10 protein-coding genes are annotated in these 12,778 nt (G+C 29.6%); 9 read left to right on the forward strand and 1 reads right to left on the reverse strand.

The features are described 5' to 3' along the window. Window positions 1-57: 57 nt before the first annotated feature. The 9 genes from RWQ73_RS02440 (at window position 58) to RWQ73_RS02480 (ending at window position 11,835) form a co-directional block, all read left to right on the forward strand. Entirely contained in the window at window positions 58-1,458 is a 1,401-nt protein-coding gene (locus tag RWQ73_RS02440) for a cation:dicarboxylate symporter family transporter (protein WP_314406535.1), read from the forward strand. 188 nt (window positions 1,459-1,646) lie between these two features. Beyond that, on the forward strand, window positions 1,647-3,530 hold the full coding sequence (gene mnmG / locus RWQ73_RS02445) for a tRNA uridine-5-carboxymethylaminomethyl(34) synthesis enzyme MnmG (RefSeq protein WP_314406536.1): 1,884 nt from the start codon (window positions 1,647-1,649) through the stop codon (window positions 3,528-3,530). Then, complete coding sequence (gene rsmG / locus RWQ73_RS02450; protein ID WP_314406537.1) at window positions 3,523-4,236, forward strand: 16S rRNA (guanine(527)-N(7))-methyltransferase RsmG; 714 nt, start codon at window positions 3,523-3,525, stop codon at window positions 4,234-4,236. The genes mnmG and rsmG overlap by 8 nt, the downstream gene beginning before the upstream one ends. A 171-nt stretch (window positions 4,237-4,407) precedes the next feature. Beyond that, the gene (locus tag RWQ73_RS02455) at window positions 4,408-5,454 is read left to right on the forward strand and encodes a PTS sugar transporter subunit IIC (RefSeq protein ID WP_314406538.1); all 1,047 of its coding nucleotides are present in this window, start codon (window positions 4,408-4,410) and stop codon (window positions 5,452-5,454) included. A gap of 129 nt (window positions 5,455-5,583) precedes the next feature. Further along, on the forward strand, window positions 5,584-6,516 hold the full coding sequence (locus RWQ73_RS02460) for a 2-dehydropantoate 2-reductase (protein WP_314406539.1): 933 nt from the start codon (window positions 5,584-5,586) through the stop codon (window positions 6,514-6,516). A 134-nt stretch (window positions 6,517-6,650) separates the two neighbouring features. After that, window positions 6,651-7,010, forward strand: a complete 360-nt coding sequence (locus RWQ73_RS02465; protein WP_314083844.1) for an Asp23/Gls24 family envelope stress response protein — start codon at window positions 6,651-6,653, stop codon at window positions 7,008-7,010. Window positions 7,011-7,021: 11 nt separating this feature from the next. Continuing rightward, complete coding sequence (locus tag RWQ73_RS02470) at window positions 7,022-8,671, forward strand: DAK2 domain-containing protein (RefSeq protein ID WP_314406540.1); 1,650 nt, start codon at window positions 7,022-7,024, stop codon at window positions 8,669-8,671. Window positions 8,672-8,799: 128 nt separating this feature from the next. After that, window positions 8,800-9,333 carry a CvpA family protein gene (locus RWQ73_RS02475; protein WP_314406542.1) on the forward strand — a complete coding sequence of 178 codons (534 nt, stop codon included), beginning with the start codon at window positions 8,800-8,802 and terminating at the stop codon, window positions 9,331-9,333. 162 nt (window positions 9,334-9,495) lie between these two features. Continuing rightward, window positions 9,496-11,835: an endonuclease MutS2 gene (locus RWQ73_RS02480; protein ID WP_314406543.1), complete on the forward strand. Its 2,340-nt coding sequence runs from the start codon at window positions 9,496-9,498 to the stop codon at window positions 11,833-11,835. A gap of 32 nt (window positions 11,836-11,867) precedes the next feature. Here the strand turns inward: RWQ73_RS02480 and RWQ73_RS02485 are convergent, their stop codons facing one another. Further along, the gene (locus RWQ73_RS02485; RefSeq protein ID WP_314083837.1) at window positions 11,868-12,377 is read right to left on the reverse strand and encodes a GNAT family N-acetyltransferase; all 510 of its coding nucleotides are present in this window, start codon (window positions 12,375-12,377) and stop codon (window positions 11,868-11,870) included. Window positions 12,378-12,778: the final 401 nt, after the last annotated feature.

The raw sequence follows: 12,778 nt of genomic DNA on the forward strand, positions 1-12,778 counted from the left end.
ACTAAAATTTTACAAAATAAAAGAAGATGAGTAATATACTCATTTGGAGGATAGACAATGGAAAACAAATTTACATTTTTTGAGAAATTTATAATGATTTCTACAAAAGAAACTTTATTATTTTTAGTAGTACTATTTGCATTATTTTACTTAATGTATTATTTAGCAAAAAAAAGAGTTAGTTCTTCAAAAAGAACGTTATTATCTACAGCAATTGGTTTACTTTTAGGGATTGGAATTCAAGCCTACTCAGGTTTTAGCGATGAACCCATGAAGATAAAATATGTTGCTGAGACAACTACATGGTATTCATTATTTGGTAATGGATTTATTGATTTAATTAAGATGTTAATCGTACCATTAGTATTAGTTTCGATTATTAATGTCATTGTAAATATTAATGCAAACACTGATGTGAAAAAATTAACAAGACTAACATTGATTATAACGTTAGGAATGGTTGCAATAAGTTCAATTGTTGGATTTGTAGTTTCTGCAGTATTTAAACTTGGAAGTAGCTCTATTGTTTTAGGGAATGGAGAGAGCAAGATTAAAGAAGTGAAGAACGTTGTAACAATAATTCGTGAATTAATTCCTTCGAATCCAATTAAAGCAATGGTTGAATTTAACGTAATTGGTGTAGTAATTTTTGCAATGTTTATAGGCTTAGCAGCAAGATATATTCAAAATAAAGATGAAAATAAAGTTAAAACTTTTATTGATTATATAGCCAACTTACATGCTATAGTTTCCCGCATGACTGTTCTAGTAATTAGATTATTACCTTATGCAGTAATTCCATTATTAGCTAACACAATTGCTCAAAGAGGATTAAAATCAATTAAAGATGTATTATTATTCATTGCTTTACTATATGTAGCTGTAGTAATTCAATTTATTATTCAAGGATTATTCTTAGTATTACATGGTGTTTCACCAGTTACATATTTCAAAAAAGCAAGTAAACCTTTAGTTTTAGCATTTACATCGCGTTCAAGCGCTGGGACTCTACCACTAACAATTAGTACTTTAACTAAAGAAATGGGTGTTAACCAATCAACAGCTAACTTTGTTGCTTCATTCTCATCTACAGCGGGAATGCAAGGATGTGCCGGAATTTATCCGACTATGTTAGTAGTGTTCTTAGCTAATGCAAATGGAATCGCAATTGATGCAACATTATTCATTATAACTGTCATTGTGGTAACATTAGGTTCTGTAGGTATTGCCGGAGTTCCAGGAACAGCAATTACAGCTGCTTCAGTTTCAGTAAATGGAGTAGGTTTTGGGGCATTATTTAATCAAATTAATCCAATCTTAGCAGTAGATCCAATCTTAGATATGGGGCGTACTTGCTTAAATGTTAGTGGTGGTATGACAAACTCTATAATGGTTGATAAACATTTAGGTTTATTTAGTAAAGATAAATTTAATGAGTTTAATAAAGTAACAGAATAGATAAATTAATCGCAGTATAAAAAGTACTGCGATTTTTTACTGTATTATATTTTTAAGTGGTTATATATGTATATTATTAGTTTTTTTGTTTGCAATATGATAATATAATAAAGGTAAAAATTTAGTAATATATCAAAATTTTGGTCAAAGCATTATTTTGCAATTACGTTAAAATATATGGAGGTACTATGACTGAATTTTTAAAAGAATATGATGTTATTGTAATTGGAGGAGGACATGCCGGAATTGAGGCAGCACACGCTGCTAGTAGAAAAGGTGTAAAAACACTGATGATTACAATTAATTTAGATACTATTGGTTTTATGCCATGTAACCCAAGTGTAGGAGGACCGGCAAAAGGTATTGTTGTTCGTGAAGTAGATGCGCTTGGTGGACTTATGGGGCGTGTAGCAGATAAAACTAATATTCAAAGTAAAATGTTAAATACTGCAAAAGGTCCAGCAGTTCGTGCATTAAGAATGCAATCTGACAAGGTAGAATATCAACTTGAGATGAAGAGAATCTTAGAAGATACTCCAAACTTAGATATTGAGCAAGCAATGGTACGTGAGCTAATTATTGATGATAATAAAGTGGTTGGTCTAAGAACAATGCTAGGTACAGCATATAAAGCTAAGACAATAATTATCACAACTGGTACTTATTTACGCGGTGAAATTGTAATTGGAGATATTAAATATTCTTCAGGTCCAAATCATCAAATGCCATCTATTGATCTGGCTAAACAATTAGAGGAATTAGGATTTGACTTAGTTAGATTTAAGACCGGAACACCGCCAAGAGTTAACGCTGATAGTGTAGATTTTTCAAAAACAGCTATTCAGCCTGGTGATGATGAAGAGCATGCGTTTAGTTATGAAACTACAGAATTTGTAAAAGATCAAGTTCCTTGTTGGTTAACTTATACTAATACAAACACTCATGAAATTATTGATAAAAACTTAGGGCGTTCTGCAATGTATTCTGGAGTAATAAAAGGAACAGGTCCAAGATATTGTCCAAGTATTGAAGACAAGTATGTGCGTTTTAATGATAAAGAAAGACATCAACTTTTCTTAGAACCAGAAGGTAGAAATACAAAAGAAATCTATGTACAAGGGTTATCAACTTCTTTACCAGATGATGTACAAAGAGAAATGGTTCGAAGTATTGCGGGATTAGAAAATGCAGTTATTATGCGTAATGGTTATGCTATTGAGTACGATGCTGTTAATCCAACAACACTTTGGCCAACTTTAGAGACGAAATTAATCGATGGATTATTCACTGCTGGTCAAATTAATGGTACTAGTGGTTATGAAGAAGCTGCAGGTCAAGGAATTATGGCGGGAATAAATGCCGCATGTAAAGTACTGGGTGAAGAACCGATGATACTTGGTCGAGATGAAGCATATATTGGAGTTCTTATTGATGACTTAGTAACGAAAGGAACAAATGAACCATATCGACTTCTTACTTCAAGAGCTGAACATAGATTATTATTACGTCATGATAATGCGGATATGAGATTAACAGAGAAAGCATATAACTATGGTCTTATACCAGAAGAACGCTATAATAAATTCTGTGAAAAACGTAGTATGGTTGCTGATGAAATAGAAAGATTAAAAACTTTTAGAATTACCCCTACAGCTGCAACATTAGAAAAATTAGTTGAATTAAATAGTGCTGAAATTCGTGACGGTATACTAGCAATAGATATGCTAAGACGTCCAGAATTAACACATGCTAATGTACTTTATTTAGCAAATGATGAAACTGTTCTTCCTAAAGATGTAATAGAACAAGTAGAAATTGAAGTGAAATATGAAGGGTATATAAAAAAATCTATTCAACAAGTAGAAAAACTTAAGAAAATGAATGAGATGAAAATACCTACAGATTTAAATTATGATGAAGTACCAAGCTTAGCTCTTGAAGCAAGAGAGAAACTAAAAAAAGTTTTACCATTAACTATAGGTCAGGCATCTCGTATATCAGGTGTCAATCCAGCGGATATTTCTATACTTTTAGTATATTTAGAACAACGAAGAGGTATGAATAATGAATAAAGAACAATTCTATAATGCGGTAAAAGAGAAGGTTGGTATAGAATTAACTGAACTTCAAAAAGAACAGTATAATAAATACTATAATCTAGTAGTAGAATGGAATCAAAAAATCAATCTTACTGCTATTACTGAGGAAGAAGAGTTCTATACAAAACATTTTTTTGATTCGATTTCTTTAGCATTTTATAAAGATTATTCGAATATAGAAAGTATTTGCGATGTGGGAAGCGGAGCAGGATTTCCATCTATTCCATTAAAAATATTATACCCAAATTTAAAAGTTACTATTGTTGATTCTTTAAATAAACGTATTAAGTTTTTAAATATAGTTAAAGATGAACTTGGACTTACTGATTGTAATTTTGTTCACGCTAGAGCGGAAGAATTTGGTCAAAATAAAGAATACAGAGAAAGTTTTGAAATAGTAACTGCTAGAGCGGTAGCAAGATTAAATGTATTAGCTGAGCTTTGTTTGCCATTAGTTAAGAAAGATGGTTACTTCTTAAGTTTAAAAGCTCAGAAAGCTGAAGAAGAGACTAAAGAAGCAATAAATGCAATAAAACTTTTAGGTGGAAAATTAGAGCAAGATCTTGAATTTGATATTGAAGGTGAAGAAAGGCATATACTAGAAATTCGTAAAGCTAAAGAAACACCTAATAAGTATCCGAGAAAAGCAGGAACACCGAATAAAAAACCAATATTATAAAATATTTAAAGGGGAATTTTGTAGTTTTATCTACGAATTCTCCTTTTGTATACACTTTATCAACGTAAAGAGAGAAAAAAATAACAAATTTTCAAAAAATTCTTTACTTTTTTTCGATTTTATATTATTATATTTATTATATTCATTGAAACATAAAAAAGGAGGATATTTATGCCAAAATCAGTAAAGGATTTTCTTAATATAATTTTAAACGGAACCGCCTTAGGAGTAGTTGCTGGATTAATTCCAAATGCTGTTTTAAGTACATTATTTAAGTACTTAGGAACTCTATTTGCACCGAACGTATTCACTACACTCTCACAAGCGATGTATTTATTACAATTTTCTATTCCAGTTTTAGTCGGTGTTATTGTTGGGCAAAGTTTAAAATTTAAACCTTTAGAGTCAGCAGTATTAGGAGCAACAGTTCTAGCAGCTAGTGGATCATTAACATTTAATGCTCAAACTAAAGCGTGGACTGGTGTTCCAATGGGAGATTTATTTAACGTAATCTTAATAACAATTGTGGGTGCTTTAGCAATTAATCTTGTTAAAGATAAATTTGGAGCAGTTACTATTATTTTCTTACCGATAACAGGTGGACTAGTAGCTGCATTAGGTCTAGTGACTTTACCTTATACAAAAAGTTTAACTAAACTTTTAGCTTCACTACTATTTGAATTTACAACTTTACAACCAATATTAATGTGCGTGTTAATAACAATGGCGTTTTCATTCTTAATCGTAACACCTGTATCAACAGTAGCTATGGGATTAATTTTATTCACTAATGAAAACTATGTAGGAGCAGGAGCTGCTACTTTAGGATTAGTGTCAGCTGCTGCAGTATTAGCAATCGGTACATATAGAGCAAATAGCAAAGGAGCAAGTGTTGCTATCCTTCTAGGAGCGATAAAACTTATGATGCCAAACTGTGCACGTAAACCACAGCTACTTCTTACAATTTTAACAACAGCTGCAGTTACAGGTTTATCTGGGTACTTCCTAAAAATTCTTGGAACTCATGAAAGTGCAGGATTTGGAATTATCGGATTAATCGGACCTACAAAATCATATGCAATGAATAACGGAAACTTACTACCGATTTTATTAGCATTCTTTGTAATTCCATTTACTGTAGCATTTGTAGCAGATAGATTTTACTCAGGTGTGTTAAAATTATATACTAAAGATGCATATAAGCCAGAAAACTTATAAGAAATTTAAAGATATTCGAAGTGTTTCGAGTATCTTTTTTTATGTAAATTAAATAATAGGTGACGTTGACAAAGTTTCAATATAGTTATAAAATTAGTGTAGAATAGAAAACACTAAAGGTGAAGAATTATGAAAATATTATTTGTAGGTTCAGGGGCATTAGGTTCAAGGTTTGGCTATATGTTGTTTAAAAATAACGAGGATGTTACATTTGTCGATTCTTGGGAAGAACATGTTGAAAATATAAGAAATAATGGGTTAAAAGTAATTATTGATGATAAAGATTTAGGAAATTATCATATTCCAATATATAGACCAGACCAAGTTTCTGGTAAATATGATGTTGTTTTTGTGGCAACAAAGTCTATGCAATTAAGACCAATGTTGGAGCAAGTAAAACACCTTTTCCATAAAGATACTAAAATCATTTGTATCTTAAATGGTCTAGGACATGTTCAAACATTAAAAGACTATATAAAAGAAGAGAATATACTTATAGGTGTAACGGTGTGGACTAGTGGTCTAGCAGGACCAGGGGTGCTAAGTGCGCATGGAGTCGGCAAAATAGAGTTAAAGCAGGTTAAAGAAGATAATTTAGATAAAACTTTGGACTTGGTTAATAGATTAAATGCCTCTGGATTAAATATTAAATATTCAGAGGACACATATCAATCTATTTGGCATAAAGCTGGACTAAATTGTGTTTTAAATACATATTGTACTTTGATTGATTGTAATATTAATCAGTATGGAAGTTTTGATAAGAATATTGAATTGACTAGAGCTGTTTTAAGTGAAGTTACAGCTGTAGGAAAAGCAGAGGGAATAGAGGTGAAACAAGAGGTTATAGAACAAAATATAGAAAATCTATTTTCTTTAGAAACTGGGGGAGCACATTATCCATCGTTATATCAAGATATGAAAAATGGAAGATTAACAGAAATCGATTATTTAAATGGAGAAGTTTCTAGGTTAGGAAAAAAACACAATATTCCAACTCCTGTCTGTGATGTTATTACATTAATGATTCATTCTAAAGAATATATTAATAAAAATAAGTAATAAATAAACTTTTAAAAAGAGATTGTAAAAGGCTCTAAATAGAGAAATATCAATGTTTTACTTGTATTTTTTTGATAAAAAAGGTATAATAGTTCGTATGTTCATTTGACTATTTTTAATTAGGAGGAAAAGATATGTCATTAGAAATTAATAATGAATTTGGTCATGTTTCTATAAGTGATGATGTTATTGCATCAGTAGCTGGTGGTGCAGCTGTAAGTTGCTATGGAATTATAGGGATGGCTAGTAAAAATCAGGTTAAAGATGGAATTACAGAAATTTTGCGTAAAGAAAATTATGCAAAAGGTATAGTAGTAAAAAAAGATGAAGAAAGATTAGTAATTGATTTATACATTATAGTTATGTATGGAACTAAGATTTCAGAAATAGCTAATAATGTTCAATCTTCAGTAAAATATCAAATAGAAAAAACTCTTGGTGTTAAGGTAAATGAAATTAACATTTATATTCAAGGCATCAAGGTAAATAAATAGGAGGAAAGATAGTGGAGAAAATTAACGGACTCGTTTTAGCTGAAATGATCGATTTAGGATCGAAAAACTTGGCAAAGAATGCAGAAAAAATAAATTCATTAAACGTTTTCCCTGTACCAGACGGTGATACAGGAACAAATATGAACCTTTCAATGTCATCAGGTGCTAAAGAAACAGCAGCAAATGTTGTTGAGAACATCGGTGAATTAGGTAAATCTTTTTCTAAAGGATTATTAATGGGAGCACGTGGAAACTCAGGTGTTATCCTTTCTCAACTATTTAGAGGAATGTCTCAATATATAGCTGATAAAAAAGAAATTGATGCAAAAGAATTTGCAGCGGCTATTCAAAATGGTGTTAGTATTGCTTATAAGGCTATTATTAAACCTGTAGAAGGAACAATTCTAACTGTTGCTCGTGAAGCTGCAGAAGCGGGTGTCAAAGTTGCGGAAAATACTAATAATGTAATAGAAGTTATGGAAGCAATTTATGCGGAAGCTCAAGCTTCATTAAAGAGAACTCCTGATTTACTACCTATATTAAAAGAAGTTGGTGTAGTAGACTCAGGTGGTCAAGGTCTTGTATGTGTATATCAAGGTTTTGTAGCAGCACTAAAAGGTGAAAAAATCGACGGATTGGAAGCTGTAGAAACTAATGTTGTTGACATGCAATTTGAAGATGATCATGATATGGACTTTATGAGCCCAGAAGATATCGTATATGGATTCTGTACTGAATTCACAGTTCGTCTTGACGGTGAGAAAAAAGAATTTGATGAAGATAAATTCCGTGCCGATATGAGTAAATTTGGGGATTCATTACTAGTTATTTCGGATAGCGAGTATGTAAAAATACATGTTCATACAGAAACTCCAGGAGATGTGTTCAACTATGGACAACAATACGGAGAACTAATTAAAATTAAATCTGATAATATGAGAGAACAACATCGTGAAGTACTTAGAAAACAAGAAGCAAAACAAGCAACTGCTCCAAAAGAACTTAAAGAACAAGCAATGATTTCTATTTCTATGGGAGCTGGATTAAGTAAAGTTCTAACTTCAATGGGAGTTGATTATATTGTAGAAGGGGGACAAACAATGAACCCATCTACTGAAGATATTATGAAGGCTATTAAAGAAGTTAATGCTAAAAATATCTTTATCTTCCCTAATAATAAAAATATTCAACTTGCAGCAAAACAAGCTGCAGAGTTAGCTGAAGAAAATGTCTTTGTTGTTGAAAGTAAAACGGCACCTCAAGGATTAGCAGCAGTAATGGTATTTAGTCCTCAAACGGCTCCTGAAGAAAATTTTGCAAATATGCAAGAGGTATTATCTACAGTAAGTACTTTAGAGGTAACTCATGCTGTTCGTGATACCAATATTGAAGGTGTTGAAATCAAGAAAGATGAATTTATGGGAATCAGAAATGGTAAGATTGTAGTTTCTAACCTTTCACTTAATACAGTATTAGAAGAATTATTAGAAAAATCAATTGATGAAGATACTGAAATTGTTACACTATACCTTGGTGAAGAAAGTACAGAAGAATATACTGATTTCTTAGAACAATTAATAGAAGAAAAATATCCTGATGTAGAAGTAGAACTAATTGAATCAGGACAACCGGTATATCCATATATTATCGGAGTTGAATAATAATTAAATGTTAAATAAAAAAGTAGCATTAGTCTAAAATGGATTAATGCTACTTTAAAGTTGATAAAGTAGAATATCAATATACTATTAATTTAAGTAAAATAGAATATGAATTGAAAGGAGAAAACATGGTTGATATAATTATAGCATTATTATTAGCTGCAGGTGCGTATTTAGGGTACAAACGAGGGTTGATTATGCAAATTTTTTATCTGGGAACTATTGTAATAGGTTATGTAGTGTCTATGTTATTTAGTTCAAGATTGGCATATTTATTTACAAGCATGATTCCAATTCCAACTGATGTAACAGAAGGTTTAGAAGGAATTTATAAAGGTCTAAATATACCGAGTGCATATTATCGTGTGGTTTCATTTATTGTGTTATTTATTGTAATTCGATTAATAATACAAATTCTAGCACAAACATTAGGAGTTGTAAGAAAATTGCCATTAATAAAAATAACAGATAGATATTTAGGAGCTATATTAGGGTTTGTGGAAATCTATTTAATAGTTTTCGTAGTCTTATATTTAGTTACAGTATTGCCTACTCCAGATTGGAAGATAGCTATATTTAAAGATTCGGTGTTACCTGACTATATAATACAAAACACACCAGTGTTATCAAAACAGTTTATTAATTTATTTTTTAATAAGTAATTGAGAAATTCGGAGTACGCAAGATGCTTCGAATTTTTTATATACTTAAACCAGATTATGATTTTAATCGAAAGAAATTGTTTAATGCTTGTATTTAGTGTATAATAGTTTGTGTTATAAAAAGATAAAGCATGTAAATTAGATAGAAGGAGTGAGATTAGATTGAATAAAATTACTCAAAAGAAACTTAATTTAGACTTAGTTTTAAAAGATATAGAGAAATATTGTTTCTCAGAGTTATCTTATGAAAAAGTGAAAAATTTAGAATATATAACAAATTATGATAAGTTAGTAGAAGTTCATAAAGAAAATGAAGAAGGATATGACTTACTAAGAAAATATCCAAATGAATTTAAATTAAAAATATTTGATTATAATGCTAGTGTTAAGAAAGCTAAAGTCGATAGTGTGCTTTCAGAAAAGGAACTCTTCTATATACTAAGAAATATTATTACTTATGATAGATTTTCTAGAAGATTTGAGAGTATTAAATTACAAGAACATTCTTCATATCCAAGTTTAACGAAATATGTAGTTAAACTAGATGATTTTAGTGATCTTGAAAAATATCTAGATAGAATAATAGATGAGGACGGTTATATAAGACCAGACGCTTCATTAGAACTGAAAAATATCAAAGTAAATATTTCTAAGTTAAAAAATAAAAGTGATCAAATTTTAAAAAATATCTTACGTTCAAATGTTAAAAAATTAACTGAAGCAATTGTTACAAAGAGAAATGACCGTGATGTAATTTTAGTAAAACCAGAATATAAAAATGATTTTGGTGGAATTATCCATGATGAGAGTGCTTCGGGTAATACTTTTTATGTTGAACCAAAAGAAAATGTAGAGATTAATAATGAAATCGGAATACTAAAACGTAAAGAAAAAGAAGAAATTCTTAGAATTTTAAAAGAAGCTTCAGAAGTTATTAAAGAAAATGCAGATGAACTTATAAATTCACTATGGAATTTTTCACAAATTGAATTTATCTTTTCAAAAATGAATTTTTGTACAAGAAATGGATTTAATAAACAAAATATAGTAAATTCACAAGAGATTAATTTAAAGAAAGCATATAATCCTTTAATTGATAAGGATATTGTTGTAAAAAATGATGTTTTTCTTGATAATAAAGGTAACTCTTTAATTATTACTGGACCAAATACGGGAGGTAAAACAGTAATTTTAAAAACAGTAGGCTTATGTGTATATTTAACTCATTTAGGATTCTATATTCCTGCTTTAGAGGAATCGACAGTTGGTTTTTTTGAAGATGTGTTTGTAGATATAGGAGATGAACAATCTATAGAGAATAACTTATCTACTTTTTCTTCACATATGACTAATATAATTGATATATTAAATAAAACAAATGATAAGAGTATTATTCTATTAGATGAATTATGTTCAGGAACTGATCCAAGCGAAGGTGCTGTTCTATCAATTGCGTTATTAGAAAAATTCAAGAATCTAAATGCAACGATGTTATGTACAACGCACTACCCAGAAATTAAAAACTATTGTTTCGAATCAGAGTATTATAAAAACTCATCTATGGAATTTGATTTTGAGAAATTAAAACCGACTTATAGATTTATTATAGGGTTACCAGGAAAATCTAATGCAATTAACATTTCAGCAAAATTAGGTTTAGAGAAATCTATTATAGATGAAGCAAGTTCGTTATTAGAAGTTAATATAAAAGAGAATAATCTTTTCATAGATAAACTTTCAGAGAGTATTAGAGAATATGATTATAAATTAGAATATATAAATAAATCTATAGATGAAATTGATGAAGTTAAAGAAACTCTTGAATCTAATTTACAAAAATATGAGGAGTATAAAGAAAGTCTGTATAATGATTTAAGTATAGAGTTAAATAAAGAAATAGAAGAGAAAAAAGAAGTGATGCTTGAAATTTATAGAGAATTTAAAGATAATACTTCTTTAAAACAACATGAACTTAATGATTTACTTCATTCTATGGATAAGAGCAAGAATAATATAAAACTACAAAGAAAATTAGAAAGTGAACCTAAGTTTAATAATAGTGAAATACAAGTTGGAGATGATGTGCTTGTACTAAGTTACAATCAAAGAGCGACTGTATTAGAAATTTCAGGAAATACCCTACAAATTAAAATGGGCGCTATGAAACTAAGTATCAAGAAAAAAGAAGTTAGAAAAATCGATAGTGAACCAGAAGTAGCTAAACGATATGTAAGTACAAGTAATGTAAGTAGTAAAAAAGTAGGTATTGATATCAATGTAATAGGATTAAATACAGAAGAAGCAATAAGAGAGATTGAAAATTACATGGATAAAGTAATACTTCAAGGTTATGATACATTTACTATTATTCATGGTTTAGGTTCTGGTATACTACGAAAAAATATCGGAGAATACCTTAAAAATAATAGATATGTAGCTAGCTATAGAACCGGTGGGCAAAACGAAGGTGGAATGGGAGCTACTGTGGTTGAGATGAAATAAAAGGTTAAGTTGGATTAAATTCCAACCTAACCTTATTTTTTATATATCCAATATCTTAATGTAGTTCTAGATTTTTCTACTACTTCGTTTTCTAAAATACCGCCACATGATTCAATAGTACGTTTTGAAGCTATATTATTTTTATCGCAAGTAATTAGAATTTTCTCTAGACCGAGTGAAAATAAAAATTTAGAAGTGTAGTTTAACATTTTCTTACCATAACCTTTTCTTCGCTCTGATTTTCTAACACTATATCCTATATGGCCACCGAAGTTTAATAAGTAGTCATTAAGTTCATGCCTTGCGTTAATAATACCGACAATCTTATCATTATCTAGTGCAAAGAAAGTATGAGCAGTAACAAATCCCGGAGTAACTGTTTCTTTATATTTAGTATTTTCTACAAATTTTACCCATTCAGGGATAGATAAAGCAGTCATATTAGCTGCACCTTGAATGATTTCATTATTAAGAACAAACTCTTCTTTGTAATCTAATATTTGTTCAAAAGTAACATCTTTAGGTTCTTTAAAAATAATCATAATAAATTCTCCTTGTACTATGTTATTTATATAATATCTCAATAAAACTTTATTGTAAATAGTAAATGGAAAGAAATAATGAAATAAAGATGAAAAAATATGAAAATAATGTTGACAAGTTCTAAAACAGATGATAAAATAGTAAAAGTCTTCTCAAGAAGAAGACGAACAATGAAACATTTATAATAATTTAAAGTTAAGAAAATAAAAAAACTTCTTGACAAAAACTTATTGAAGTGATAGAATAATAAAAGTCTTCTGATGAAGACAAAAAACATTTTTAAAAAAGTTTCAAAAAATACTTGACAAACTATTTTGGAAATGTTAAAATGTAAAAGTTGCTAATCGCAACAATTTGAACATTGAAAACTAAACGAATTAAGTCAACGTTAATTCCAAAA

The organism is uncultured Gemella sp., from assembly GCF_963525875.1.
GTDB lineage: Bacteria > Bacillota > Bacilli > Staphylococcales > Gemellaceae > Gemella.

Bases quoted from the DNA above. Each gene is read 5' to 3' on its own strand.
- RWQ73_RS02440 (WP_314406535.1), top strand. From the start codon at position 58: ATGGAAAACAAATTTACATTTTTTGAGAAATTTATAATGATTTCTACA.
- mnmG (WP_314406536.1), top strand. From the start codon at position 1,647: ATGACTGAATTTTTAAAAGAATATGATGTTATTGTAATTGGAGGAGGA.
- rsmG (WP_314406537.1), top strand. From the start codon at position 3,523: ATGAATAAAGAACAATTCTATAATGCGGTAAAAGAGAAGGTTGGTATA.
- RWQ73_RS02455 (WP_314406538.1), top strand. From the start codon at position 4,408: ATGCCAAAATCAGTAAAGGATTTTCTTAATATAATTTTAAACGGAACC.
- RWQ73_RS02460 (WP_314406539.1), top strand. From the start codon at position 5,584: ATGAAAATATTATTTGTAGGTTCAGGGGCATTAGGTTCAAGGTTTGGC.
- RWQ73_RS02465 (WP_314083844.1), top strand. From the start codon at position 6,651: ATGTCATTAGAAATTAATAATGAATTTGGTCATGTTTCTATAAGTGAT.
- RWQ73_RS02475 (WP_314406542.1), top strand. From the start codon at position 8,800: ATGGTTGATATAATTATAGCATTATTATTAGCTGCAGGTGCGTATTTA.
- RWQ73_RS02485 (WP_314083837.1), bottom strand. From the start codon at position 12,377: ATGATTATTTTTAAAGAACCTAAAGATGTTACTTTTGAACAAATATTA.